This window comes from Arachnia sp., assembly GCF_057238465.1.
Genome location: NZ_DBHHFZ010000006.1, coordinates 160,513 through 186,032, shown reverse-complemented (window position 1 = coordinate 186,032; position 25,520 = coordinate 160,513). Strand labels below are relative to the sequence as shown.

Genomic DNA, 25,520 nt, shown 5'->3' with positions numbered 1-25,520 from the left:
CGCCGTATACGGTGAGCGCCCCGTCGCCGTCTCCGTCTCCTGGTGCGAGTGAATCATGAAGGCGGATCATCGCGGTCTGCCGGAGCTCCATGTTGTGCTCTCCCGACGCGTCTGCGCGACCTGGGGCGGACGCGTTCCTGGGAAGTAGTTGATGCTCCGTGCCCGGGATCCCGGTTTGTCAGGGTCGGTTTACCGTGGTTTACGGCGACACGTGCAGCGGGTTGGGCTGACCTCCCTACGAGCTAGCTTTGGTTGGGCCAGCCAACAACGACGTATCAGGAGTGGGAGGTCAAAGGTGAGCGACCTGAACATCGTGACAGGTGACTTGGAGGCCCTGTCAACGGATGTGAGCAACGTGGCATCGGAGATCAGCGGGGTGAACGTGACGACCGACATGGCCGACGCCCCCTCGGCGATGCCCGGATCCTCATCCGCCGGTTCGATCACGTCAGCGGCCAGCGCCATCGAGGAGCGGCGCAGCTCCGCCCAGACTTGCTACGAGGACTTCGGGGCCGATGTGACGACCGCGGCGAACAACTACGGAGTGTCCGAGGCGAACGTCGAGACGGCCATGCGTTCCGCAGGGCATGTCGACGCAGACGCAGCCAGTTGAGCGGAAAGGTGGTGAATCATGGCTATTTCATGGAGTGATGTCCAACAATGGAATCCGGCGAACCTGAACACTGCCGTCCAGAATCTGACCAGTTCCCGCCAAACCTTGATGACCGAGGCCGATGACGCGGTTTCCGCGAAAGGGAGGGTGCAGTCATCGGGGGCAGCGGTGACCGCCATGCTCGCTTCGTTGGGCTCGCTCAACGGGAGCCTTGACCGCGTCGTGAATGACGTCTCCGAGCTCATGATGGCAACAGCCGATGCCTCCGACGGGGTGTGGGATGTCCAGACCAAAGTGGCCGAATGCACCTCCTTCATGGAGCAGTACCACTACCTCAGCATAGGGGAGGACGGGACGGTGAACTGCGAGGAGGAGCAGGCGACCACCATGGAGCAGGCGGCCCCGAATGGACCCGGCCAGACGGCGACCAGAAATGCCGACCGACAAAAGCATGCCCAAGAACTGAGGGATTTGGTCAAGGCCGCCATTGACCGCGCCGTCGAGGTTGACAACGACTACGTCAAGAGACTGAACGCCTTGGCCAACGGCACGTATGTGTGCGCGGAGACGGCAGCCAGCGACTCCCAGGGCCTGCCGGATCTCCCACAGGCCGGCTGGTCCGCAACCGAGGTGTCGGTCTGGTGGAATGCCTTGACCGAGGCGGAGCGCAGAAAACTGATCGAGAAGCACCCGGACGCCATCGGGAACCTCGACGGTCTTCCCGGAAGCGCCCGGGACGAGGCGAACCGAATCATCCTGAGGAGAGAAACCACAGCTGCTGAGAATCACCAGAGAAGTGTTCAGGAAAAATACGATGCCGAGCAGAGAAAAATCGACGAAGCCCACAAGTGGGCGGTACTGATGAACTTTGGAAACACTGCGGGTGCTCCGATCAAGCCGCCAAACCCCTTCGAGGACGAACTGGCACAGGCCAATTGGCGGGTTTCCGATCTGGCCAAACTGAACGAACTCGCCGGTGTGATGGAGGAGGACGGTTCCGGCGGGTACGTGACGGGTGCCGACGGGAAACCCAGGCACCACTACCAGCTGCTCACCCTGGAGGTACCCGAGGAATACGACAAGGACGTGAAGGCCGCCGTTGCCGTTGGCGACGTGGACAGGGCCAGCAACATCGCCACCATGGTTCCCGGGATCGGAAACACGGTCAGGAACGGCATGGGTGGGATGGTGAACAACGCCGAAGCGCTGCGTACCGCCGCTGGCGCCGACGAGACGGCCGTCGTCGCATGGATCGGCTACGACACCCCGCAGGGGTTCCTGGAGTTCGACTCCAACGGGAGCCAGACGGATTACATGACACCCGAGAGAGCCGACGAGGGGGCTCCGGCCCTCAACGGTTTCGAAGAGGGCCTCCACACGTGGCACCAGAGGCAGGGTGTGGACCCCAACCTGACCGTTCACGCCCATTCCTACGGATCCCTCACCGCCGGCACCGCCCTGATGGACACGAAAACGGGTGTCGTCGACGCCGCCCAGTTTCATGGATCCCCCGGGGCGCGCGCCACCGACGCGCACCAATGGAACGTTCCCTACGGTCACATGTATGCATCTGCCAACGGACTTGATTTTGTCGCGGGCATAGGGCCCGACAACGCATTCGGGAATGATTTCGGACCGGACCCCCGACAGGTTCCCGGAGTGGGGAAAATCGCCTCAACCCCCGAGGGTGGGCATTCCGACTACTGGAACAATCCCGAATTCATGGAGGATGCCGCCCAGATAACGGCGGGTGAGGATCCGTCCGTGAATCGCGCCGACAACGCGGCGGCGGCCTCCGTCAATGCCAGACACTCCGGGCAACACCACTGAGAATCCGGACGCCGCGAAGGAAAACCTCCGGAGACGCCGTTTGGGTGGGGCCGTTGGGTGAATCCATGAAGCGGGGCTCATGACCCAATCGTCATGAGCCCCGCTCGCAGCGCGGTCAACACCGCTCCGTGAAAATCACTGCACGCCGGCTAATCCCGAATCACCAGGCGTCCCCGTCGTCCGTGTCCAAGGGACGAAGAGAAGCGGCGTCGCCCGCCCCGAATGACGAGGACTCGACGGACCTGCTGGCGTCGTCGTCGACCCGGACCACTTTGTACCCCTTCGTGTCGCGGGAGTTCTCCTTCTCCTTGGAGCTGCCCAAGCCTCCGGCCCCTCCGTAGCCGTAAGGCATCGTTCCGGGACGGAGGGTGGAACCAGGGGCACCGGCGCGGGCCGCCCCCAGGGGCAGCGCGGCATTGAGGTTCCCGGCTCCCCTGGCGGCCAGGGCGCCAGCACCCAGAACCCCGCCTGCTATGCCGGTGGCCTTCACCCCGCTCCCCGAGGCGAGCCCCGGCGGAGAGTAGTCGGGGCGCCAGCGGGGATCGTCTGCGTTCAACACGTCGGCGGGGACATACCCGCCCACGGGGCCGTCCGGGGTCATGCGGGCATTGATGGGGTACTTGAGTATGTCCCGGGGCCACTGAAGATTTCCTGTGCCACCCCTGGGATCGAAGGCCGTGCGCAGCAGCGTGCCATCGTCCCCGGGATGGAACCTCCCGAACGGCAGGGCTGAACCGGCAGCGCCTCCGGAGGAGCCGCCCACACCCATGGAGCGGGCAGAGGACGCGGAGGAACGGGAACCCCCGCCAATCCCGCCGCTCCCTGCGTTTCCGGATCCCCCGCCGTCACCCTGGTTCCCGGAGTCCACCGTCAGTTCGGCCGCTTCGTTCAGGGCGTTGTTCATCTTGTCCAGGATCGCGCCGGCGGCTTCCTCCCGCTGGCGGTTCCGTTCCTCCATGAGATTGGCGTAGTACGTGTCGCAGGGCATTGCCTCTCCGGCCACGTTGACGTCTTTCCCGCTGTGCCATTCTTCTATCTCGTGATGCGATATCAAGTTTTTGGACATGGTCTCGAAACTTGCCACTGCCTCCGTCATGGCGTTGCAGGCTGCCTCGTGATTGCTGCGCAGCGTGGTGAGGTTTTTCTCGTGCATCTCGAAGAGTGCTATGTAGGAATCCAGTTTCTTCTCGATCGCGGTCTTTATCATGCCGGTGATTCCGGGGTTCTCCCTGACCCGGGCCACGACTCCCTTGGCCACCTCTATGTGCGAACGGATCTCGTCGATGTCGGAGGTTCCCTGATCCGCGGTGTTCAGTTTCGCCACCGCAGCCAGTCTCTCGTACAAAGGGCTGTCAGGCATTGCTCAAACCTCCTTGGCGCGCCCGAGGCCCGGTGCGTAAGGTTTCGTGGGATCGCCGTCGGAAAGTCCCGGACCCTTGTAGTACTCCGTCAAGGTGTCGGGTATGGGGGCGGACGGTTCTGGGCTTTCCAGTCTCTTCATCAAAGCCCGCTGAGCTGCCACGACGTCGTCTTCGCGGGATTCCAGGGACGTGGCGGTGTGTTCGAGGGCCTCCACGAAAACCCTGAGCCGCTCCGCCAGGGAGTGGAAGTCGTCATGCAGGGCGGTGAGGTTCTTCTCGTACTGGGCCTTGTACGCCAGCGCACCCGCCTCCACGCCCCATCTGCGCTCGTTCTGGGATGAGGCCATCATGCTGGTCCGTCTCGCCGCTCTGGTGGCCTCGGGGGCGGCCCACTGGCTCACCAGGTCCTTCGACGCCTTTGTCTGGGCGCTGTCGTACGTGAAATCATTCATCAGCTGCTCCTACCGGGGAGGTGTGGAAAACATGATAGGGGCCGGTGTGGTCCGCTGTGGAGGGGATCCGGAAAGTTCGTTGCGTGGGCTTCGGAACGGTCCGACGGGCGCTGGACGGGTGGTGTTCCCGCCCGACCCGGAAGTGGGCGTCGCCTCGGGGGAGTGCGTGGAAAACGGCGGGCGACTCGCCGGGGAGCAAGTCCCTGACCTTGTCGCGGCGGACCTCTGGGAATTGTCGCGTGTGCGAGGCGGAGGACAACGGAAAACCTGGTCAACGAGTTCAACAAGCAGGTTTACAACAATGCGCAGGTGTTCGTGATCACGGAGGTCAGAAATGAGGTGGAAAAGCGACTCGAAGGGGAGTGAGGCCGTGAAATGGAAGAGGGCTCCCCGAACCGGGGAGCCCTCATATGTTTTCCGTGCGCTACCTGTTCTTGCGCTCGTCGATGATGATGGCGATGACGATGATTCCGCCCTTGACCACCATCTGCCAGTACGGGGAGACGTTCAGCAGGCTGAGGCCGTTGTTGATGACGCCGATGATGAGGGTACCGACCATGACACCCCAGACGGTGCCGATACCGCCGTTGAAGGAGGTGCCGCCGATGACGGTGGCGGTGATGACGTCGAGCTCCATCATGTTGCCGTAGGCCGGGGCGCCCGAACCGGTGCGGGCGGTCAGGATCACGCCCGCCAGACCGGCCAGCAGACCGATCAGGGCGTAGATCTTGAGGTGCGTCTTCGGCACCGAGATCCCGGAAACCTTCGCGGCCATCTCGTTGCCGCCGATGGCGTAGACGTGGCGTCCGAAACGGGTCCGGTTCAGCACGAACCACATCACGACAGCGGCGAGAACCAGGATGATGATGGGCGTGGCCCCCTGCCCGATGAGGTTGAAGTTCCACGCGGTCCCGGAGATCGGGCGCCCGTCGGTGTACAGGTTCGCGGCGCCACGGGCAGCGGTCATCATGCCGAGGGTGGCGACGAACGGCGGAATCCGGAAAACCGCCACCAGGCTGCCGACGATGCTGCCGACCAGCGTGCCGACCGCCAGCGCCGCCAGCACGGACACGAAGACCGGCAGGGCGGGCAGCCCCGGGATGAAGGTGCCGGGACCCGGGGGCTGGGCCAGGGAGGCGGCGACGACGGCCGCGAGGGCGGCCGTGGCGCCGACCGACAGGTCGATGCCCTTGGTGATGATCGCCGCCATCATGCCGAGGCCGATGATGCCGATCGGAGCCACCTGCACGATGACGTTGAGGAGGTTCTGCAGCTGCAGGAACCGGCCCTCCGTGATGATGCCGAGCAGGATCACGAAGCCGAGCAGGATGAAGACGATCGAGTATTTCTTCAGGAACTCCCCGAAATTGAAGCTCGAACGAGTGGTGGTTGCGGTTTCAGACATTGGGGTTTCCTTCGCTCGCGGCGACCTCGTCGCCGCCGGTTGCCAGGTGCATGACGGACTCCTGGTTGGCCTCCTCGCGGGATAGCTCGCCGGAGATGCGTCCCTCGTGCATCACGAGGATGCGGTCACTCATGCCGAGCACCTCTGGCAGCTCGGAGGAGACCATGATGATTGCCTTGCCCTGCTGGGCCAGCATGGACATGAGACGGTGAATCTCGGACTTCGCACCCACGTCGATGCCGCGGGTGGGTTCGTCGATCATCAACACGTCCGGGACGGTCAACAGCCAACGGGAGATCAATGCCTTCTGCTGGTTGCCGCCCGAGAGGTTCTTGATCAGCTGGTTCAACGACGGGGTCTTGATGCGCAGCTTCTCGCGCTGGTCCTCGGAGTCCTTCCGCATCTCGCCGATGTGGAGGACCCCGTGGGGGCTGTAACGGGGGAGGGCAGCGGCCGTGATGTTGTCGCGCACCGACAGCACCCCCATGATGCCGTTCAGCTTGCGGTCCTCTGTCAGCAGCGCCATGCCCGCCCGGATGGCGTCCGAGGGTTGTTTGATCCGCAGCGTTTTGCCGTTGAGGACGACCTCCCCGGAGTCGGCCTTCTCGATGCCGAAAATGGTCTCCAGCACCTCGGTGCGGCCCGCGCCCATCAGCCCCGCGAGCCCGAGGATCTCGCCCCGGCGCAGGTCGAAACTGACGTCCTTGACCACGGCGCCCCGGTTGAGGCCCTTCACCGAGAGCACCACCTCGCCGATCTCGGCCTCCTCCTTCGGGAACAGGTCCGTCAGTTCGCGGCCCACCATCAGTTTGATGAGCTTGTCGCGGTCGAGTTCCTTCGCAGGGTAGGAGCCGACGTGCTTGCCGTCGCGGAAGACGGTGATGTCGTCGGAGATCCTGAAGACCTCGTCCATCTTGTGGGTGATGTAGATGATGGCGACGCCGAAGTCGGTCAGGCGTTTGATCATCCCGTGCAGGTGCGCCACCTCGCGTTCCGGAATGGCCGAGGTGGGCTCGTCCATGATGATGATCTTCGCGTCGTAGCTGATGGCCTTGGCGATCTCCACCATCTGCTGCTTGGACACCGTCAGGTCCTTCATCCGGGCCCTCGGGTCGATGTCGATCTTCCACTCGTCGAAGAGCTCGCGGGTCTTGCGGAGCATGGCGGCGGGGCTGAGCAGCCCCAGTCGGCCGCGCGGCTCGCGACCCAGCCAGATGTTCTCCGCCACCATCATCTCGGGGACGGGGGACAGTTCCTGGTGGATCATCGAGATGCCGTGCTCCAGGCCGTCCTTGGTGTCCTTGAACCTCACGATGTCGCCCGCCAGCTCGACGGTTCCCTCATCGGGGGTGTACATGCCGATCAGGCACTTCATGAGAGTGGATTTGCCGGCCCCGTTCTCGCCCATCAGTGAGTGCACGGTGCCGCTTCGGACGTCGAGATTGACGTTGTCCAACGCCACGACGCCCGGGAAGGTCTTGCGGATGTTCTGCATCCGCAGAATTACCTCTTGCATTGGTTCTCCCTGGTTTGGGGGGCGGGAACGCGGTTCCCGGCCCCCGCGTCGTCACTGCTTGAACTGGCTCATGTTCTCGGGCGTGACCAGCTGGTAGGGGACGTTGATGATGTCCGGTACCTCTTCGCCGTTGACCATCTTGATCGCGGTGTCGACACCTGCCTGTCCCTGGCCCTTGGCGTCCTGGAAGACGGTGACCTCCAGCTTGCCCGCGGTCATGGCCGCCAACGCGTCACCGGTGGCATCCACGCCACCCACGACCACCTTGTCGAGCATGCCGGCGTTCTCGAAGGCGTTGATGGCGCCGAGGGCCATCTCGTCGTTGTTGGAGCAGATGACGTCAACCTGCTGCCCCGACTGGATCAGGTTCTCTGCCAGCGCGAGTCCCTTGTCGCGCGCCCAGAGACCGGTCTGGTTGAACACGACCTTCATGTTGTACTTCGCGGCGATCTCCTCGCAGCCCTTGGTGCGCTGCTGGGCGGCCTCCTGGGTGGGGTCGCCCTGCAGGATGGCGACGTTGCCCTGGTAGTTCGCCAGCTTCGCCAGCTGCTCCATCTCAAGCTGACCCGCCACCAGGGAATCGGAACCAACGTAGGGCACACCCTTGGGTAGGTCGGCGGGGCGGCGGTTCACGTAGACCAGCGGGATGTTCGCCGCCTTGGCCTTCTGGGTGATCTGGGCGGTGGTGGCGGTGTCCTGGGGCAGGACGATGAGAGCGTCGACACCGGAGGCGATGAAGTTCTCGATCTGGTTGAGCTGGACCTCGATCTTCTCCTCGGCGGAGGTGACGCTCACCTCGGCGCCGGCGGCCTCGGCCCGCGCCTTGATGGAGTTGGCCACGTTCTGGAGGAACTGGTCCAGCAGCGGGAAGGAAGCGCCGATCTTCACCTTCTTGCCGTCTTTCGGTTTGATGACCTCGGCGGGGGCGTAGTCCTGCGTGGTGACGGCCGCCGGCTGGCCGTCCTCACCGGTGGTGCCCGGCAACGGGTCGCTGGTCATGCCGCACCCGCTCAGCGCAAGCATCGCGCTGAGCATGAGCACGGCGAATTTCGGTACTCGCTTCATCACTTCTCACTTCCTCGTGTCGGTGTCCCGAACAGGACCTGGAAGTCGCCTCCCTGCGACGAACTGATCCTGTCGCAAAGACACGTGGAATGTCAATACAAATGGCTGAGCGGCGGAGTGTTAGCTGGTTCAGCCGGTTCCGGGGGTCACTCGTAGGGGAGGTAGCCGTTGCGGTGGATCTCCTCCAGGTCCATGCGGGCCCGCAGGATCCGGGCGGTCTCGTCGCTGATCCTGTGTTCCCGGACGAACTGGGTCAGCAGCTCCCGTTTCCGGGCGAGCACCGCCCCGTGGAGGCGTTCGAGGGCGACGATCTCCGCCACGTCCTCCTCCTCGTCATCGGCCCCGATGTGGGCGGCGATGTCGTCGAGACGCTCCTCCATGGCCTCGGCGATCCGCGGGGAGACCCCCGACTGCTCGGCGAGGAAGGGAAGTTCGGGGCGGACGGCCCCCAGGATCGCCAGTCGCCCTTCGGTGACCAGCTGCTCCTCGGTCAGCTCGACCTCCTCGTCGTCGTCGGTGTGACCGCCCTTCGCGGCCCACGCGATCACCTTCGGCAGCAGCGGACCCTGCACCGCCATCCCGATCACGATCGCCAGGGCCGCGATGAGGAGCACCTCGTCGCGGTAGGGGAACGGCGAACCATCCTTCAAGGTGAGGGGAATCGACAGCGCGATCGCCAAGGAAACCCCGCCACGGAAGGCCGATACCGCGCTGACTACCCGGGCCCGGTAGCTCAGGCGACGCTGCCGCTGCTCGGGTCGGCGGTCGAGGGCCCGGATGATCATGACCGTGACCTGCAGGAACGCGAAACGGGAGACCACCAGGGTCACGGCCACGCCGACCGCGATGCCCGCCAGCGCCAGGAGCTCGGAGAAACGGAAGTTGACGATCAGCAGGCGTGTCTCGATGCCGATCAGCAGGAACAGGGCGCCATTGAGCAGGCTGGTGGCCAGCGGCCAGAAGTGTTCCGCCTGGGTCCGCGACTCGGGGGTGCTGAGCCGGTTCGACAGCGTCGAGATGATCAGGCCCGCCACCACCGCCGCCAGCACACCGGAGGCGTGCACCAGCTCTGCGGCCAGGTAGGCGGCGTACGGGGTGACCAGGAGCGCCATGTTGATGGTGATGGGCTCGTGGAGGCGACGAAAAGCCGGGTAGGCGACGGCAGCGACGGTGATCCCGATGAGGATCCCGCCGAAGAACGAGATCACGGCCATTCGCGTGATGTCCCAGGGGGTGTACTGCCCGCCGAGAGCCAGGCCGACGGCGATGCTGTAAACCACCAGAGCGGTGCCGTCGTTGGTGAGGCTCTCCGCCTTCAGCAGCATGAACTGGCGGCGGGGCAGGCCCTTGGCCAGGGCGGCCGCGGCGGTGGCGTCGGGCGGGGCGACGGCGGCACCCAGGATCAGGGCCGCCTCCCACGGGATTCCCAGCGACGACGTGATCCACGCCACCGCGAAGGCGGTGGCCACCACGAACACCGTCGAGGTGATCAGGATGCCGCGCAGGTCGCGTCGGATGGCGTTCCTGGAGGTGGTGAGGCTTTCCCAGAACAACAGGCCCGGGAGGAACAGCAGCAGCACCACCTCGGGGGGCATGTGGAGGTTCTCCAAGCCGGGCACGAAGGCCAGCGCGAACCCGAGGAGGACCTGCGTCAATGGCACCGGGAGACGCAACTTGGGGGCCAAGGCGTTGCCCGCCACCACCGCAATCCCGACTCCGACCGCGATGATGAGACCCTCCATGCGCCACCCTTCCCTGATTTCCCGCGACGAATCCCCGACTTGGAGCCGGACCGGTTGAATTATCCCCCATGCCCCCAAACCGGTTTTCTTCCCCCCGGGGCTGATCGTGCCGAAACCGAGGTGAGTGTGGTCGGGGTGGTTTCGACACGGGTCGCTCGTTCCTCGCGCCCCGGCTCAACCGGCTTGGGGGAGAATCGGGCGACTACTTCGTGAACTCCTTCTCCAGGCGTTCACGCATCCGCACGTGGATGGCGTCGGCGTCCTCCTCCCAACCGAAGACGCACACCGACAGCGGGCCGTCGTAGTCGACCTCCCGGAGATACCCGAAGACCTCGTCCCACGGCACCTCGCCGTTGCCGATCTCGTTGTGCTGGTGGATGCGGGCATCCACCCCGGGCGGGTTGATGATGTAGCGGTTCCCGACGTTGGCGAGATGGTTCCACACATCCGCGACGTGCACGTGCCGCAGCCTCGGGCCGGCGTATTCCATCATCGCCCGAGGATCCCCCCGGCCCCCGGACAGGTGGAACATGTGCGGCAGACAGAACTCGTAGTTCAGCCACGGCTTGTTCACCCCGCGCACGATCTGCACGGCACGCTCGTTGGTCTCGACGAAGTCGTAGGGATGGGCCTCGATGGTGCACTCGATGCCGCGTTTCTCGAAGTCCGGGATCAACTCCTCGATGGACTTGTAGAACTGGTGTTCCGACTTCAGGGGCTCGTTCGGGTCGCCCGAGAACTCGGTGGCGATCAGCGGCACCTCCAACTCCTCCGCGATCTCCAGGAGACGACGGAAGTTGCGCACCTGCGCCTGGCGTTCCTGTTCGTCGGGCGAGGACCAGTTGAACACCGGGTTGAAGGTCCAGATCTTCACACCGGAGGCGGACATGGCCTTCTTGACCTTCGCGACCTCCGCGTCGTCGACCTTGGGGTAGTGGTGCCACTCGTGGAAGTCGGCACGCGGCGACAGCTCGATGTACTCGTAGCCGAGATCGGCGGCCTTGAAGCATTCCTCGGCGACGCTGAGGTGGGGGTGGTACATCGACGGGTCCAGCAGGATTTTCACCATGGGGGTTCCTCCTCAGGCGTAGAACGCGGGCTTGGGCATCATCTCAACCGCCACCTCGCCGTCGGCCTCCAGGGCCTTGACGCCGGCGTCGCAGACACAGGCGGCCGCGTAGCCGTCCCACGCGGTGGAGCCGGTGTGACGGTCCTCGGCGACGGCGGTGATCCACTCCTGCACCTCACGCACGAAGGCCTGGCCGAAGCGCTGGTTGTGGTCCATGGTCAGCCGGTTGCGGCGACCCTGCAGGTCGGCTCGCTGCACCAGTTCCTGGTCGCTGAGCCGCACCGCCCCGTTCTCGCCGACCAGCTCACACTGGATGTCGTAGCCGTACTGGCAGTTGACGAAGATCTCGTCGTCGACGCGCACCCCGGAGGTGGTGGTGAGGATCAGCACCAGCGGGTCCTGCAGGTGCGGGAAACGGTTCCTGGTCTTCTTCGGCTTGTCGACGCGGGCCGAGACGAACTCCTCGCCGAGCAGCCAGCGCATGGTGTCGATCTCATGGATGGCGGTGTCGTTGATCGCCATGTCCCAGGTGTAGCTCTCCGGCACCGTCGGGTTGCGGTGCGCGTTGTGGACCATGAGGGCCTCGCCGATCTCGCCGGCATCGAGGATGGCCTTCATCTCCCGGTAGGAGGCATCGAAGCGACGCATGAAACCGACGGTGACGAGCTTCTTGCCCGCCTTCTGCTCGGCCTCCATGATGCGCGCACAGGCATCGGCGGTGGGGGCGAGGGGTTTCTCGCAGAAGACGTACTTGCCGGCCTCGATGGCCGCGATCACGTCGGGTTCGTGGGCGGGCCCGAAGCTGCAGATCATGACGGCGTCGACATCGTTCGAGGCGATGAGCTCCGCGGCGCTCGGGAAGGTCGTTGCGCCGATCCGGTCGGCGACCTTCCGGGCGTTCTCGGCGTTGAGGTCGGTGACGGCCACCACCCGGCCGCCCGCGATGACGCTGTGGATGCGTTCGATGTGCGCCTGCCCCATGCCGCCGGGGCCGATCATTCCGATTCGCAGGGTCATGGTGTCGCTCACTTCACTCCGAGGCCGATGGAGGCCAGGTATTCGCGGACCTTGATGGCGTTGGGCAGCGGGTAGGACGGGTCACAGCCGTACATGTCCTGCTCGCAGATGACGTAGAGCTCCTTGTCGAGGTCGGCGAGGGCCTCGACGAGGCTCGGCATGTCGGGTTCGCCCTCCGGTGGCGGCACGGAGCAGCCCGCCTTGACGGCCTTCACGAAAGGCCAGTCCTCGTCGTGGGCCTGTTTGACGAGCTTCGGGTCCATGGCCTTGATGTGGACGTAGGAGATGCGTTCCGGGTAGTCGCGGATCAGGGCGGTGTTGTCGGCCATGCCGTAGACGATGTGGCCGGTGTCCAGGCAGAAACCGACGTACTCGGGGTCGGTGGCCTGGAAGATGCGGTCGATGTCCTCGCGGGTCTCGATGTGGGAGTCGCCGTGCGGGTGAAGGACCATCTTGAGGCCGTAGTCCTCCTTCATCATGCGGCCGAGCCGGTTGGCGTTGTTGATGTACAGATCCCAGGCCTCGCCGTCGAGGTGACGCACGTCGGTGAACTCGCCGGTGTGCTCGTCGCGGAACATCGGTGGCAGGTGCACCACGTACTCGGCGCCGACGGCGGCGTGGGTCTCACCGATGGCGCGGAAGGTGCGCTCCGTGTCGGCCCAGGCCTCGGCCTTGTGGAGGATGCCCCAGCCGGTGCCGGCGACGACGCGGAAACCTCGCTTGCCCATTTCCTCGGCCAGGCGCTTGGGGTCGGTGGGGAAGTAACCGAAGGGACCGGTCTCCATCACGGAGAAACCGGCCTCGGCCATCTCGTCGAGGGCTTTCTCCCACGGGATCTGCGCCGGATCCTCGGGGAACCAGACGCCCCACTGGTCGGGACAGACACCGATGGTCAGCTTGTTGTATCGAGGTTCGGGGTTGCGGGACTTGTCGGCCATGGAGGTCCTTTCTGGCGCATCGTTGGGCACGATCCAGCCTAGGTTCGGCCATATGTCCTGTCAATTGCCCGGGGGTACTAATTTTTGTGATGAAAGTGATTCTCAACACAGTTTTGCTGGCTCTAATCCTGTTTTGCTGGGCTTGTTCACGTTTGCCTGCGCTGTGAAGCCAGCAAACGTGAACAAGCCCAGCAAAACATCGGTAAGGCCAGCAAACCACCAGGACAACGGGTCGGCTCGGCCCACACTCTGTGAATCACAGTCTCTTGGAGTGCTCGACGAGCTGTGCATTGGAAAGGGCGACGGAGGGAGGAGGGTTGAGGAAGTCGTCGGCTGTCCGTCAGTACTTCACGACGGCCTTTCGGAATCCTGGGCTGGGTTTGGAGGAATCATGGGAGACAGATGCGGCACCGCCCACGGGAATCGCTACGACCCGACCGGGCCGGTTTTCATCTCGTATCGACAAAGCGACGGTACCGAGCACGCCAAGTTTTTGGACCGTTTCCTGCGTGCCGGCGGTCTCGTGCCCTGGCGTGACCTCGTTGATCTGCCTCCTGGCGAGACCGCCCGCCGCGTCCACGAGGCCTTCGAAGAAGGTATCGCGGCCGCCGTTCTCATCGTCACGCCCGAGATCCGGGACAGCCAGTTCGTCCCTGCTGAGGAGCTCCCGGAACTGCTCAAACTCGAACAGGAACCCCACGACTTCAGTCTTCTCGTCCTCAACACCATCCCCAAACAGGACGAGACGGCTTCCAACGACGGCCGGTCGCAAGGAGACGACGTGGATGCCGGGCAACCCTCACCCGACGATGCTCCTGCCGATCACCCGCTCGGCGGGTGCGGGCGATCGAAGAAGCCCATCGACTTGTCGGCTCCCGACCGGCTGCTGAAAACCACAGGTGAGCCGCTGAAGAATCTGAAGCAGTACGGTCTCGGCGAGTGCCGTCAGCTGTACCGGGACCTCCTCCACCGCAGGCTCGGGCATCTCATGAGACCGGCGGAGCGGTACTTGCCGATCGGCCTGCCCACGGGTGTCGTCGCGGCGATCTCCAGCGCCCTCGGGTGGTTGTTCGGTGACCGGGGGATCGGCGACGGCGAGGTCACCATCCAGACACAGACCCGCCCGATCCCTGATGCCCACACGCGTCGTTCCGGAACCACCCGTCTCGGTCGCGAGCACGACCTCGCCATCCGGCTGCGCCAGGACCCGGACACCGGCATCCCCGCCGTTGAGGACTACCGGCACCTGAAGGAGACACTGCCGATCATGGTCGATGCCCTCTACGCGCACGGCGTGAGTGGTGTGATGCTGACCGGTGGTGGTCACTTCAGCCTCGGCTGGGCGCTCGGCACCGCCCTGCCGATCACCCGGCAGGGCGGCCTGCGCGTCATCGACCTGCAGGGCAACGAGTGGACCGACGCCAGCCGCAGCGACGACCAGAAGACGTTCCACGCGGTCGCGGGGCCGTCCGCCGAGCACACACCCCAGGACCCCTCACTCCAGGAAGCTGACCGCTTGCACCGCGTCGCCGTCCTGATCCGCAACAGCAACGAGCAGAATCAGGCGCCCTTCGACGAACTCAAGGACTCTTGCGACGAAAGCTTCGAGATTGTCATTCAGAGTAAGGACAAGCAGAGTCAGGGTGGCCACTTCTACCCGTCCAATGAGGGCGCCCGCCTGGCCAAGGAGATCGCGGACAAGTTGCGCGAACGCGGCGCTGGCAGGGAATTGCACATCGCATGGTCGACTGCGACTTCACTCGCGCCCCTGGTCGCGCGTCGCACCAACACCCTCAACTGCGTGCTCTACGAGTTGACCCAGAATCCGCTCGTGCCCAGGCAGCGCTACCAGAAGGTGCTGCGTGTGGCTGCGGGCATGCCGCACGGCCCCATCATCGAGGTCTTCGACGACGCCACACCGACCCAATGACCGCCCCGGCAGAGCAACATCTGTGGAAGGAGAAACGCGTGACTGATTTCGTCAACCCCTACACGTTCGTGTCGTTACCCCGGAAGGTGGTACGCGGACAGCCACCCGGGCACGACCCCGGCCCCGACGAGGCGCGGGAACGCTACGTCGGCGCGCTGGAGGTTACGTGGCACATCCAATCGCCGATCGCCATCCCGACGGAGGAGTGGGGTGGCATCGGTGGCGATGTCCGCATCCCCGGCAGCTCCATCAAGGGTGCGGTCCGCAGCACCCACGAGATGTTGTTCGGCGGCTGTCTGCGTCAGGTCGACCTGGGTTACCGACCCACCTACCGGCAGCTGCCCAACATGGACGCGCTCAAAGACTGGCGGATGGCCGTCGTCCTCGATGACGACGAGGTCCTGCTGTGCGAGAAGGAGAAGAAGCGGTCGTCGGTCGACTCGGAGATGCTGCGCCAACGTCTTGGAGGAAAAGCTCGAACCGGTGACGTCATCGCCGTCAACTCCAAGAACGATTGGAGGGAGAAGCCGGAGCGGCGGGTGGCGGAGCGGTTCCAGGTCCGTGACCGTCCCGCCGACGCGAGCAGGTACGAGAACCTGGCCGGCTGCTATGTCGTGCTGATCACCAAGGAAGGTGCGCGTCACGAGACGGCCACGGTCAAGGGAAAGAAGGTGCGCACCAAGTGGTACTGGTCGTTGGGAAAGCTGACCCGGGAGCGCGCGACCATCTCGTCGCAGGCCAAACACGACTTCAGCTGGGCGATGATGGAGGCCCGCCCCGACGGTGAGCGGTGGATCGACGTGTTCCGCGGGAAGACGAAGCTTGGGCAGGCGCGCGGCAACAAGCATGCGCTCGAGCCCGGCAGCGTCATCTGGGTGAAGGTGCTTAACGGCAAGGTCACCGCCATCAAGCTGAGTCAGTTCTGGCGCGAGCGGTCCGAGGAGTGCTTGGGAGGCCGCATCTCGAAGGAGACCCATCCGTGTTCCGGTGAGAATCTTCTGCTGTGCCCGTCGTGTTCGGTGTTCGGGTCGGCCGACACCCTCAACGACAAGGCCATCACCGATGAGCGTCGCCGCGAGGGCGACCAGCGCTCCTACGCCGCGCACGTCCGTTTCGGGGCGGCGGTCGGCGTCGACCTGCAGGGCGACGAGGTGACCTTGGCCCCGCTCGGGCAGCCGCACCTGGGTGCCGGCCTGACCTACCTCGAACCCAAGTCGCCGGCGGCCGCCCCGGCCTCGCGCGATGAGCGCTGGAGCCGCTGGGACAGCGACGGCACGCAGAAGCGTCAGCTGCGGGGTCGCAAGTTCTACTGGCACTCCAACCCGGAACGCCAGCTGGAGCACCTGCGCCGAGATAAGGGCGTCGGGGAGGTCCCCGGCCGGCACCTCAAACGGGGCCATCACGGCGCCGACATGTGCACCAAGGCCCAGCTGGTCATGGGCGGCACGTTCCGGCAGCGCATCACGTTCGACGGTCTGGACAGGTTCGGCGTCGCATCGCTGCTCGCGGCGCTCCAGCCCGGACGCCTCCTCGGCGAAGGCGAGTTCGCCCTGCACCTCGGGCGCGGCAAACCGCTCGGCCTGGGGTCGGTGACCGCCGAGATCACCGCCGCGAGGATCACTACGGTGGCAGCCCGTTACGGCGACAAAGCGGAGACCCCGCTGGAGAAGTTCGCCATCGATCCCGAGGAGGTGAAGGCCCGCTGCGGCGACCTCGACGCCGTACACGAGGGCGCCCGGAAGGTGCTCCGTCTCGACGGGCTGGGTGAGAACTGGTGGAAGGTCACCTACCCGACCTGCGAGGCGTGGCAGCAGTTCGGCTCCAAGGAGTTCGACGAGTCCTTCAAGTTCTTCAAGGACTTCGGCGGCCCTGCTCAATCCGAGAAACGGAAGGTGAGCTGGAAGCCCGGAGCCTGGAGGCCGATGCCGGAGATCACCGACGACGACCAGAGCGATTGGAGCGCGAAGTGACAACCTACGTCGTGATCGGGGCGAAACGAATCCAGCAATGGATCGCCCGTACCCCGCGCCTGGCCCTGACCAAGGGCGCCTCCCACGCCCTCACCACCCGCACCTCCCGCGACCATCTCAGCGGCAGACTCCCCGAGGAACTTCGCCTGAGTGACGAGGTGCCCGACATCGCCGGTGTCGTCGTCCTGGAATCCGACGAACCGGTAGCCGATGACGTCGTCGACGCGGCCCTGATGGTGGTCGCCGAGGGCCTTCCCGGGCTGGAGTGGAACGCCTGGGTGCACGAGGCCGACAGTTACGTCGAGGCCTACCAGGCCACGGGTGGTGGGCAGCGCTGTACGCGGGTGCGGCACCGGGTGCCGTCGGCGCGCCGGCTGCCGATGCTCGCCGAATGCGACGGCTGCCACGAGGAATCCGCCGAGGTCTTGGTGGCCGTTCCCGAAGACAGGGACAGCTACGGCTCCGACTGCGTCGTGCGGCGGGAGGCCTTCAAGCAGTGGAAGGACACGCTGAAACCTCGCGAGGATGGCGTTGCGGAGCCGGAGATGTTCGAACACCTAACGAAGATCGAAGAGCCGGGAGAAAACGACCACCCCGTCCGCGCGATGGGTCGCCGCGACGCCGACAACCACCTTGCGCTGATCCTCGCCGACGGCAACCGCATGGGCGACTTCTTCAAGAAGGTCGCCCAGCTGAAGGATCCGCAGGCACACAAGGCCTTGTCAAAAGCCCTCGACGACGCCACCCGGAAGGCCGCCGAGCGGGCCCGCGAGGCCGTCATCGCCAAGATGGTGAACCCCAAATTCTGTCCCGATGTCCTGCACTACATCGGAGGCGACGACGTCATGGCCAGCGTCGCCGGCCGGTTCGCCTGGCTGTGGGCGGTAACTCTGGCCGAGGCCTTCGAAACCGAGTTCCAAAGCCGCGTCGACGAGGTGTGTGGCACCAACCAGAAGTTCAAGGAAGTCAAGGAGGCTGCGAAGCGGGCCAGCCTCGGCGTGGGCATCGTCTTCACCCACGTCAAGGCGCCGTTCGCGGGGGCCCGGGAGTTGGCCGAGGAGATGGAGAAGATCGCCAAGAAGACGGGCAAGGGCGAGAAATCGTACATCGCCTGGGCCGACACCACCGCCGACCACAAGGCGCTGGAACGCAACGTCATCGACACCGAGCGGGCCTCCCGAGAACTGCGCGAGGGCCACGTCCTGCGAGGCCTCGGCCCCAGCGCCCGCAGTGCCCTGAAGCAGGAACTCGATGCGGGGCGGGACGCCGTCGCCTGGGCCAGGCGCACCAAGCGGGACATCGTCGAATACCTGGAGGCCCGCTGCGGAGACAAGAACAAGATCCACGCCGACCTGGACCGCGCCCGCTGGTGGCCGGTGGTCGAGGAAACCAAGGAGGGCCAGAAATGAGCCTGAAATTCGAAGTGGAGTTCCTAACCCCGTTCGTGATCAGCTCCGGCAAGGCCCTCGACGGCCTGGACCACACGATCGACGAGGAAACCCCGTTCCCCAGCTCCGCGGTCAAGGGGCTGCTGCGCGCCCATGCGCTGCACTGGCTCGGCCTACCGAACCTCCTCGTGGGCGAGGTCTTCGGGACGGCCCAAAAGGGCAGCGACTGGATCTTCTCCGACGTCGCCGTGGAGCGCGTCGGAACCGGGGTGCTGAAGCACGGCGTCGAGCCGTCGCTGTGGAACCGGGTGCGCGTTGACGAGAACGGCCGCTCCGAGGAACGCGCCCTCGTTTCGGGCCAACAGTGCTGGGCCGCCAGGGGCGAGTTCACCATCGCCTGGGACGGCCGGGGCGAGCCCCTGAGGCGGCACGTCCTGGTGCTGCGGGCCGCGGCCCGCGATGTCGTGAGCATCGGGCTGAACCGGCGTCGCGGTTTCGGCTGGGTCACGATCTTCGACGCCGAGCCCTGGACCGACGACGACAGTCGCACTCTGCTGGCCATGAAGGAGGAGTCGTGAGATACCAGCTGACACTGCGCTTCGAGACGCCGTTCAGCGTCGGGATCGGCAATGAGGCGTTGTTCCACACCACCACCCAGCGGGTGATTCCCGGAGCCACGCTGCGGGGTGCCTTGGCTGCGCTGTGGTGGCGCAGGTTCGATTCCGCCGCCGACTTCGCTGCTCTGTTCGACGACGATCTCCTTGTCACCCAGGCCGTCCCCGAAGGAGCGGGACTGCGGACCACCTCCGAGGTCACCTGCAAGTACCGCGCCACGACCGAATGCGGGGAGGTCGTCTACGACCGTGCGCTGTTCGTCGCCTCGGGTGAGACCCCGGACGCCGGGGTGTGCCCGCGCTGCGAGGGCCCGCTGACAGCCAAGCCCGGCTGGGCGGACCTGCCCGATCCGGTGCGGCGCGGCCGCGTGCAGCTCTGCGCCGAAGAAACCGCCGAGGACGGGCGGCTCTACTCCCGCGACTACATCGGAAAGGGCACGTGCTACATCGCCGAGATCGAGACCAGTGCCGACCTCTCCTGGCTCCACGACGCCACCGTCCGGATCGGTCAGGGCCGGTCCCAGGACCGGGGCCGCGCCCTCGCCACCGTCGCGCCGCTGGAGGAGAAACCGTTGACGTGGCACGACCGCCCCGTCGCCATCCACCTGACCAGCCCCGCGATCATCACCGACGAGTGGGGTGCGCCGAGCCTGGACCTCGAAGACGTCGAGCGTGAGCTGCAGCGGGTCAGCGGCGACGAGAACCTGACTCTCAACCGTCGCCCCGAGTGGGTGCGCAGCGAACTGGTGACCGGCTGGCACGGGCGCAGCAACCTGCCGAAGGTGCCGGGCTGGGCATTCGCGCCAGGAACCAGTTTCGTCGTCGACGGCCTGACCGCCGACGGCTGGCTGCGGCTGCGGCGCGGCATCGGCTGGCGCCGCATCGACGGCTACGGCCAGCTTGCGCTCACCGGCTGGGAGCCGACCAACCGGCCCCCCTTTGAAGTCACGGCCGAGTGGTGGGACCAGGAGAGCGCCGAGCTGCGGAAACACAAACGATGGAGCGACGTCAAGGGGGCGCTGTGCGTGGCCTGCATCAACCTCTCGGACACCAGCGAGGTGTCTGAGGAAAAGACCCAGCGTAACCTCGACCTGGTGCTCGCCAAAGCCCCGCCCCAGTTCCACGACAAGCTCCGGGAGCTCCTGGCCCTGGAGCCGCGGCAGCTGGGGCAACTGGCCGAGTTGTTGCGGTCGGGCAGCAAAAAGAAGAGCAGGAACAAGAAAGGGAGGAGGAAGTGATGCCCCGCTACGCGACCTTGATGCGGTTCGACCTCACCATCGACACCCCCTGGGCGATCGGCGCGTTCACGCGCTCCGGGAGCACAGGCGAAGACGCGGTCCAGGCGCCCATCCAACGCCGACCCGACGGGTCGGTGTACCTGCCGGCGACCTCCCTCGTCGGCGGGCTGCGCGACCACCTCGGCGAGGCGGCCTCCCGCTATCTGGGGGCCGAGAAGAGCGGGGAGACGTCGCCGTCGCAGCTTCGGGTCCTGGGCGCGAACGTCGTCGAGGCGAAGGCGCCCGAAGAGGTCACGGGAGTCGCCATCGACGGCCACCGGCGCGCCGCCAAAGGGGGCCACCTGTTCACCCGCGAGGTGATTCCCGGCGGCACGCGGGTGCAGTGGTGGCTGCTGTGGGACCGCGACGACGCCGAGACCGCCACGCTGGGCGTCTTCCTGGACCTGGCGGCCACGTGGCGGCCGGTCGTCGGTCGGCGACGGACATCGAACCAGGGCTGGGGCACCCTCCACGCCATCCATCACCGCACCATCGACCGCCGCGATCCCGCCGGCCTGACCTGGTGGCTCCAGGAGCGACGCGCCTGCCTCGCACCCGATGCCGAACTGACCGGCTGGGAGACGCGGCAGGGCGAATCCCCGTCGCCGAAGCCCTCGATCGAGTACCGCTTCGAGGCGGTCGATCCGCTGCACATCGGCGACGGTCAACCTCTGGAGAACGCGGTTCCGGACAAGAACAACGTGCTGCGCACCAGGACCGAGATGCCCGCCGACTCGTGGCGCGGCATTTTCCGGCACCGCATCGCACACATCCTGAAGGTCACCGGCCGGGAGGTGAAGGGGATCGACGAGCGGCTGTTCGGGTCGGCGCGGACGGAGGGGGAATCCCTCGACGGCGGGACGCGCGGGATCCTGCGGTTCGAGTCGTCGCCGGTGCAGCTGCCCGACGGCACCACCCCCGAACCGAAGGGGCTGCCGTGCCTGACGCAGGTCGCGATCGACCGCATCTCCGGTGGCAGCCTGATGAACTCGCAGATGACGGCGGAGGCATCGCACGGGTCGCTGTACTCGGTGCAGTACCTGCCGCCCGGCTCCACCCTGAGCCTGCGCATCCACGAGCTGCAGCCGCTCACCGACGAGGAACGCGACCTCCTCGAGGCCGTCGCCCGTGACCTCGACGAGCAGATCATCGGAATCGGCGGCGGCACGACCCGCGGTTTCGGCTCCCTCAAGCGGAAGGACACCGACAATGGCTGACTGGTTTGCGCGCCCCCTCACGGCACGCCCGGAAGGGGAGTTCACCGCCTACGCCTGGGCCGATCACACCGGCTGGCATTTCGCGCCCGAACCGCCCGAACACGTCATCCCGACCGGCCACGTCTGGGCCTGGGGCGGGAACGACTGGGCGGCGTGGCGGGAGGAGACCGACCGGTGCGCCGGCCTGTGGCTGCGCCGCGCCGAGGTCACGCCCGGCGACGACTGGAAGCCGGCCACCGTCGATGTGCTCGGCTCGCCCGGGGAGGGAACCCTGCCGTCGCTGCACCGCGACAAGCGGTTCTTCCGCAGCGACGACGGCAACGCGAACTGGCACGGCCTGCCGGCGCGCATCCTGCGGGTGACGGCCCCGGCGCGCGTGGACCTGTTCGACTGCCCTGAGGCGATGAGGCGATGAGGTGACGTCATGGCCTGCCCCTCCTGCACCGCCGAGCGGTTGAGTGCCGCCCGGCAGGAGGGGCCGGTCGACGATCTCGATGACGGCACCCCGTCCGCCGGGTTGGTGCGGCTCAGATGTTCCTCGCCATGTAGCGCTGCATCTGCCTCACGGCCTTGCCCAGGTTTGAGTACTGGGCGGCAAACTCTCCGAAGGCCGGTTCGAGCTGGGAGGACAGTCGCTGGTTTACATCGCTGACGATGCTCACCACGTGGTCCGGCTCCAGGTCGCAGTCGACGGCCAGAGCGTTCCAGTCCTTCAAGGTGATGTTGCCGGTGTGTCGCCGCGACCCGATCGGCATGGTCAGCAGTTGGCTGTACTGAGGGTAGGCCCCCAGCGGAACCAGGTCGTACAAAGGCGACAAGCGGGGTTCGTTTTCAAGCATGATGCTGTAGTTCTTGGCGTGGGCATCAGCGTTTCCGATGGCGGTGTTGATGGCCAGTTGCTCGACGAAACAGTAGGCCAGTTCCGAGTCGTGGCGGCGCAGCAGGGCGATGGCGTCGGCGGGGCTCGTGAGGTACTTACCCTCGGGGGCACGGCCCAGGGCCTGTTGCAGGTCCTCGATGTGGAGGCGGCGGCTGAACCCTGAGGGCATGAGCTCGCGGTCGAAACGCTCGACCACATAGGCGCTCTGGTCTTCGAAGTGCGCAACGCGGGCTCGCGGGACTGCGAACCCGGCCCGTCGGACCAGGTCCATTGCCCGGGCCTCGAGTGCCTCGATGTGTTTGTTCCGGGCGGCACCGGGTTTGACGATGTGGGTGGACGGGGTTTGCGCGTCGGGCCGGTACCAGCTGCCGCCGATGCGGGCCAGGGCGAACTTGGCCTGGACGCCGGCCAGCGAGAACCGCAGGGGCCAGTCGCCGGCGAAGGCCGAGGCCGTGGGCCTGGCCTTGATTCCGGCGATCCGTGCTCCGATATCGGTCGGGGAGGCGATCAACGGTTCGTGGTCCGGATCGCTTCTGGGCTCGCTGCTTGGTGCGGTGAGCTGCACGGCCCCGGCGACGTCACCGCCGACCTGGCGCAACAACTCGAAGGTGTCGGTGCTGGTGGCGCCCGAGGCCCTCATCATGTCGCGCAGCGCCACCGGATCCTCGGGCAGCAGGCCACGCAGGTAGTGTTCGGCCGCGCCGTCCGGGGCCGGAGCGTTGATCGGCAATGACAGCGAGACGACCCGGGTGGCGTCGGCGTCGTAGACCAACCGGGCAGCGCGACCGGTCTGCCTTTCGAAGCGTCCGACGTGATCGCCGTGCAGCCAACACTCCAGGACCTCAGGCATCCCCACCTCCTTGCACCCGGCCCACGTCCATGTGTGCGGCTCTGAGGATGAAGGCCAGCTGTCCCGGCCGCAGGGGCGCCGCGCCCTCCAGTACCCGGTTCACACTGGCGGGTGTGATCCGGTTGCGTGTATCTGGTTGGTCGAACAGGTCATCATGATCCGCCACGCGCAGTCGCTCTGCCTCCTCGGCCAGGGCCGCCGCATCCAGGTCGAGGATCTCCATCATGTCGCGAAGCCGGCGGGCGACCTGAGGGCGGGTCAGGCTGGTGGCGGATCCCAGATGGCGCAGGCGGTCGCGGGCGTGTTCGTCGGCCACCCGGCCCCCGCGGGCGAAGGCACGCAGCAGGGTCGGCTTGTGGTCCCAGTGCTGTCCGAATCGTTCGGGACGGCTGCCGCGGATGAGGTGCTGGGCCACCACGCCCGGCTGGTCGCTGTTCAGCATCCGACGCAGCGCCGCGGTCACGGCCGGCCGGTGTTCGGCCGCCACCTGCTCCAATCCGTGGTCGAGCAGGCTGGTGAGCAGCGCGTCGACCTCGGCCTCGTCCAGGGACCGGGTTCGCGGTGTGATGACTTGGGTACTCAGCCCCAGCGCGCCCAGCAGGGTGAGCACCTTGCCGATCTCCGCCCTGGGGTGACCCTTTTCGATCTCGATGACGAACAACCTGCTCACCCCGGCCGCCTCGGCGAGCTGGGCCTGGGTGAGCCGGCGCCGCGTGCGGGTGGCACGCACGATGCGGGCCAGGGCGTCGGCGTCGTCGATCGTGGAGGTCACGCCATCCATCCTACCGGCGATGTCGGCGTACGCATACATCCACGTGGTGGTCGTTCGTCCTCGCCCGGTCGGCACGGGAACGAACGGGGGCGGGTGGCTTCCTGCTGTGGCCAGGGTTTGGATTTGGCAAGGGATCCGCAACAGGAGACCCTTGATATGTTCGGACATGTGGGTCGCCGTAGGGGCCGGCCCCCGGATGTCGGGAGAACAACATGAGCAAGCGGATCGGTGTGGGGGTCATCAGCCTCGGGTGGATGGGCAGGCTGCACGCGCGCAGCTACCGCGCCCTGGCGGAGCGCTATCAGGGGCTGGGGGCCGAGGTGCGTCTCGTCGCCGCCTGCGACCCCGTGGCGGCGGCCCGCGACGAGGCCGTCGCGGCCCTCGGGTTCGAGCGGGCCTACGCCGACTACCACGAGTTGCTGGCCGATCCCGAGGTCGACGTGGTGAGCATCTGCTCCCCGAACTTCCTCCACCACGAGATCGCCCTGGCCGCCGTCGCCGCCGGGAAACCGTTCTGGATCGAGAAACCCATGGGGGTCTCGGCGGCGCAGTCGCGCCAGATCGCCGAGGCGGCCGAGGCGGCCGGGCTGATCACCGCCGTCGGTTTCAACTACCGCCACACGCCCGCCATCGAACGCGCCCGGCAGCTCATCCGCGACGGCCGGATCGGGCGCGTCACCAACGTGCGCTGCTGGCTGATCGCCGACTACGGCAGCTCGCCCGAGGGGCCGCTGACCTGGCGTCACAGCCGCGACAAGGGCGGCTCCGGGGTCATCGGCGACCTCCTCAGCCACGGCGCCGACCTGGTGCAGTACCTCGCCGGGCGCATCGAGTCCGTGACCGCGACGTCGGCGCAGTTCATCCCCGAACGCCCCATCCCCACCAAGGCCGGTATCGGACACTCCGGCTGGGAGGTCTCCGACGAGCTCGGCCCCGTCGAGAACGAGGACTGGGTCGCGGTGCTTGCACGCCTCGAGGGCGGGGCCGTCGCGACCATGGAGGCCAGCCGGGTGGCGGTGGGGCCGCGAGCCGAGTACGTCGTCGAGGTCTACGGGACCAATGGGTCGCTTCGGTGGAACTTCGAGCACCTCAACGACCTGCTCGTCTGCGCGGGCCGCGACCAGGAGTTCCAGGGCTACACGCGCGTGATGGCCGGCCCCGACTTCCCGGCGTTCAGCATCTTCCAGCCCGGGGCGGGCACCTCCATGGGCTTCGACGACATGAAAACCGTCGAGGCGGCGCAGTTCATCGAGTCGGTGCTGACCGGCAAGCAGCTCGCCCCATCCGTGGCCGACGGCTGGGCGGCCGCCGAGATCGACGAGGCCGCCGTCGCATCGGCCGCCGACGGCCGCTGGCACGACGTCCCGGAGGTGACGGGCCGCACCACCTGGGGGTCATGACGGCCGGCTCGTCGTGTGACGACCACTCGCCCCGCGAGTCGCTGGTCCTGTCGTCGTCCGCCAGCCTTCCCGCCGGAAACGCCAGTCTTGTCGTCGTCCGCCAGCGCTACAGCGCAGGCGTTCGTCCACAAGACTGGCGTTTCGGTTTGGGCGGAGTGGGAGGCGCGAGTGGGCGAGATTTGGGTGGGGTGATTGGGCGAGATCTGGGTGGGAT

General features: G+C 66.3%; 21 protein-coding genes. 10 read left to right on the top strand and 11 right to left on the bottom strand.

Annotated elements, in window-relative coordinates; translation table 11 throughout:
* The first annotated feature begins 295 nt into the window (after nt 1-295).
* Entirely contained in the window at nt 296-613 is a 318-nt protein-coding gene (locus ACO6D6_RS08370; RefSeq protein ID WP_484784805.1) for a hypothetical protein, read from the top strand.
* 108 nt (nt 614-721) lie between these two features.
* Complete coding sequence (locus ACO6D6_RS08365; protein WP_484784804.1) at nt 722-2,443, top strand: alpha/beta hydrolase; 1,722 nt, start codon at nt 722-724, stop codon at nt 2,441-2,443.
* Nucleotides 2,444-2,603: 160 nt separating this feature from the next.
* Here the strand turns inward: ACO6D6_RS08365 and ACO6D6_RS08360 are convergent, their stop codons facing one another.
* The 9 genes from ACO6D6_RS08360 to ACO6D6_RS08320 all read right to left on the bottom strand — a co-directional run bounded on the left by ACO6D6_RS08360 (nt 2,604) and on the right by ACO6D6_RS08320 (nt 13,008).
* Nucleotides 2,604-3,803, bottom strand: a complete 1,200-nt coding sequence (locus tag ACO6D6_RS08360; protein WP_484784803.1) for a hypothetical protein — start codon at nt 3,801-3,803, stop codon at nt 2,604-2,606.
* Between the two features lie 3 nt (nt 3,804-3,806).
* Nucleotides 3,807-4,256 carry a hypothetical protein gene (locus tag ACO6D6_RS08355; protein ID WP_484784802.1) on the bottom strand — a complete coding sequence of 150 codons (450 nt, stop codon included), beginning with the start codon at nt 4,254-4,256 and terminating at the stop codon, nt 3,807-3,809.
* A gap of 424 nt (nt 4,257-4,680) precedes the next feature.
* Nucleotides 4,681-5,661 carry an ABC transporter permease gene (locus tag ACO6D6_RS08350; protein ID WP_484784801.1) on the bottom strand — a complete coding sequence of 327 codons (981 nt, stop codon included), beginning with the start codon at nt 5,659-5,661 and terminating at the stop codon, nt 4,681-4,683.
* Entirely contained in the window at nt 5,654-7,177 is a 1,524-nt protein-coding gene (locus ACO6D6_RS08345) for a sugar ABC transporter ATP-binding protein (protein ID WP_484784800.1), read from the bottom strand. Before ACO6D6_RS08345 ends, ACO6D6_RS08350 begins: the two co-directional genes overlap by 8 nt.
* A 51-nt stretch (nt 7,178-7,228) precedes the next feature.
* The gene (locus ACO6D6_RS08340; RefSeq protein ID WP_484784821.1) at nt 7,229-8,242 is read right to left on the bottom strand and encodes a sugar ABC transporter substrate-binding protein; all 1,014 of its coding nucleotides are present in this window, start codon (nt 8,240-8,242) and stop codon (nt 7,229-7,231) included.
* A gap of 146 nt (nt 8,243-8,388) precedes the next feature.
* Nucleotides 8,389-9,984, bottom strand: coding sequence for a Na+/H+ antiporter (locus ACO6D6_RS08335; protein WP_484784799.1), 1,596 nt, complete (start codon nt 9,982-9,984; stop codon nt 8,389-8,391).
* 202 nt (nt 9,985-10,186) lie between these two features.
* Nucleotides 10,187-11,053, bottom strand: a complete 867-nt coding sequence (locus ACO6D6_RS08330) for a sugar phosphate isomerase/epimerase family protein (protein ID WP_484784798.1) — start codon at nt 11,051-11,053, stop codon at nt 10,187-10,189.
* 12 nt (nt 11,054-11,065) lie between these two features.
* A complete protein-coding gene (locus ACO6D6_RS08325) occupies nt 11,066-12,070 on the bottom strand; it encodes a Gfo/Idh/MocA family protein (RefSeq protein ID WP_484784797.1) in 1,005 nt (334 codons plus the stop codon).
* Between the two features lie 8 nt (nt 12,071-12,078).
* Entirely contained in the window at nt 12,079-13,008 is a 930-nt protein-coding gene (locus tag ACO6D6_RS08320) for a TIM barrel protein (RefSeq protein ID WP_484784796.1), read from the bottom strand.
* A gap of 391 nt (nt 13,009-13,399) precedes the next feature.
* Between ACO6D6_RS08320 and ACO6D6_RS08315 the strand changes: the two genes are divergently transcribed.
* From ACO6D6_RS08315 to ACO6D6_RS08285, 7 genes are read left to right on the top strand one after another with little or no spacing between them, the layout of a single operon-like run.
* Complete coding sequence (locus ACO6D6_RS08315; RefSeq protein WP_484784795.1) at nt 13,400-14,938, top strand: SAVED domain-containing protein; 1,539 nt, start codon at nt 13,400-13,402, stop codon at nt 14,936-14,938.
* 38 nt (nt 14,939-14,976) lie between these two features.
* Complete coding sequence (locus tag ACO6D6_RS08310) at nt 14,977-16,908, top strand: TIGR03986 family type III CRISPR-associated RAMP protein (RefSeq protein ID WP_484784794.1); 1,932 nt, start codon at nt 14,977-14,979, stop codon at nt 16,906-16,908.
* On the top strand, nt 16,905-18,317 hold the full coding sequence (locus ACO6D6_RS08305; RefSeq protein WP_484784793.1) for a Cas10/Cmr2 second palm domain-containing protein: 1,413 nt from the start codon (nt 16,905-16,907) through the stop codon (nt 18,315-18,317). The genes ACO6D6_RS08310 and ACO6D6_RS08305 overlap by 4 nt, the downstream gene beginning before the upstream one ends.
* Nucleotides 18,314-18,874 (top strand): RAMP superfamily CRISPR-associated protein, encoded by a 561-nt coding sequence (locus ACO6D6_RS08300; protein WP_484784792.1) that lies wholly within the window; start codon nt 18,314-18,316, stop codon nt 18,872-18,874. Before ACO6D6_RS08305 ends, ACO6D6_RS08300 begins: the two co-directional genes overlap by 4 nt.
* The gene (locus ACO6D6_RS08295) at nt 18,871-20,148 is read left to right on the top strand and encodes a hypothetical protein (RefSeq protein WP_484784791.1); all 1,278 of its coding nucleotides are present in this window, start codon (nt 18,871-18,873) and stop codon (nt 20,146-20,148) included. The genes ACO6D6_RS08300 and ACO6D6_RS08295 overlap by 4 nt, the downstream gene beginning before the upstream one ends.
* Nucleotides 20,148-21,404, top strand: coding sequence for an RAMP superfamily CRISPR-associated protein (locus ACO6D6_RS08290; RefSeq protein WP_484784790.1), 1,257 nt, complete (start codon nt 20,148-20,150; stop codon nt 21,402-21,404). Before ACO6D6_RS08295 ends, ACO6D6_RS08290 begins: the two co-directional genes overlap by 1 nt.
* Nucleotides 21,397-21,819, top strand: a complete 423-nt coding sequence (locus tag ACO6D6_RS08285; protein ID WP_484784789.1) for a hypothetical protein — start codon at nt 21,397-21,399, stop codon at nt 21,817-21,819. Before ACO6D6_RS08290 ends, ACO6D6_RS08285 begins: the two co-directional genes overlap by 8 nt.
* Nucleotides 21,820-21,931: 112 nt before the next feature.
* Here the strand turns inward: ACO6D6_RS08285 and ACO6D6_RS08280 are convergent, their stop codons facing one another.
* Nucleotides 21,932-23,134, bottom strand: a complete 1,203-nt coding sequence (locus tag ACO6D6_RS08280; RefSeq protein WP_484784788.1) for a HipA domain-containing protein — start codon at nt 23,132-23,134, stop codon at nt 21,932-21,934.
* Nucleotides 23,127-23,906 carry a helix-turn-helix domain-containing protein gene (locus ACO6D6_RS08275; protein ID WP_484784787.1) on the bottom strand — a complete coding sequence of 260 codons (780 nt, stop codon included), beginning with the start codon at nt 23,904-23,906 and terminating at the stop codon, nt 23,127-23,129. Before ACO6D6_RS08275 ends, ACO6D6_RS08280 begins: the two co-directional genes overlap by 8 nt.
* A 212-nt stretch (nt 23,907-24,118) precedes the next feature.
* On the opposite strand from ACO6D6_RS08275, the gene ACO6D6_RS08270 reads away from it, so the two are divergent.
* Nucleotides 24,119-25,306: a Gfo/Idh/MocA family protein gene (locus ACO6D6_RS08270; protein WP_484784786.1), complete on the top strand. Its 1,188-nt coding sequence runs from the start codon at nt 24,119-24,121 to the stop codon at nt 25,304-25,306.
* The last annotated feature ends 214 nt before the right edge of the window (nt 25,307-25,520 follow it).

Coding starts and splice junctions, on each gene's coding strand:
- ACO6D6_RS08365 (WP_484784804.1), top strand. CDS start 722: ATGACCGAGGCCGATGACGCGGTTTCCGCGAAAGGGAGGGTGCAGTCA.
- ACO6D6_RS08360 (WP_484784803.1), bottom strand. CDS start 3,803: ATGCCTGACAGCCCTTTGTACGAGAGACTGGCTGCGGTGGCGAAACTG.
- ACO6D6_RS08355 (WP_484784802.1), bottom strand. CDS start 4,256: ATGAATGATTTCACGTACGACAGCGCCCAGACAAAGGCGTCGAAGGAC.
- ACO6D6_RS08350 (WP_484784801.1), bottom strand. CDS start 5,661: ATGTCTGAAACCGCAACCACCACTCGTTCGAGCTTCAATTTCGGGGAG.
- ACO6D6_RS08345 (WP_484784800.1), bottom strand. CDS start 7,177: ATGCAAGAGGTAATTCTGCGGATGCAGAACATCCGCAAGACCTTCCCG.
- ACO6D6_RS08340 (WP_484784821.1), bottom strand. CDS start 8,242: ATGAAGCGAGTACCGAAATTCGCCGTGCTCATGCTCAGCGCGATGCTT.
- ACO6D6_RS08335 (WP_484784799.1), bottom strand. CDS start 9,984: ATGGAGGGTCTCATCATCGCGGTCGGAGTCGGGATTGCGGTGGTGGCG.
- ACO6D6_RS08330 (WP_484784798.1), bottom strand. CDS start 11,053: ATGGTGAAAATCCTGCTGGACCCGTCGATGTACCACCCCCACCTCAGC.
- ACO6D6_RS08325 (WP_484784797.1), bottom strand. CDS start 12,070: ATGACCCTGCGAATCGGAATGATCGGCCCCGGCGGCATGGGGCAGGCG.
- ACO6D6_RS08320 (WP_484784796.1), bottom strand. CDS start 13,008: ATGGCCGACAAGTCCCGCAACCCCGAACCTCGATACAACAAGCTGACC.
- ACO6D6_RS08315 (WP_484784795.1), top strand. CDS start 13,400: ATGGGAGACAGATGCGGCACCGCCCACGGGAATCGCTACGACCCGACC.
- ACO6D6_RS08300 (WP_484784792.1), top strand. CDS start 18,314: ATGAGCCTGAAATTCGAAGTGGAGTTCCTAACCCCGTTCGTGATCAGC.
- ACO6D6_RS08290 (WP_484784790.1), top strand. CDS start 20,148: ATGCCCCGCTACGCGACCTTGATGCGGTTCGACCTCACCATCGACACC.
- ACO6D6_RS08285 (WP_484784789.1), top strand. CDS start 21,397: ATGGCTGACTGGTTTGCGCGCCCCCTCACGGCACGCCCGGAAGGGGAG.
- ACO6D6_RS08280 (WP_484784788.1), bottom strand. CDS start 23,134: ATGCCTGAGGTCCTGGAGTGTTGGCTGCACGGCGATCACGTCGGACGC.
- ACO6D6_RS08270 (WP_484784786.1), top strand. CDS start 24,119: ATGAGCAAGCGGATCGGTGTGGGGGTCATCAGCCTCGGGTGGATGGGC.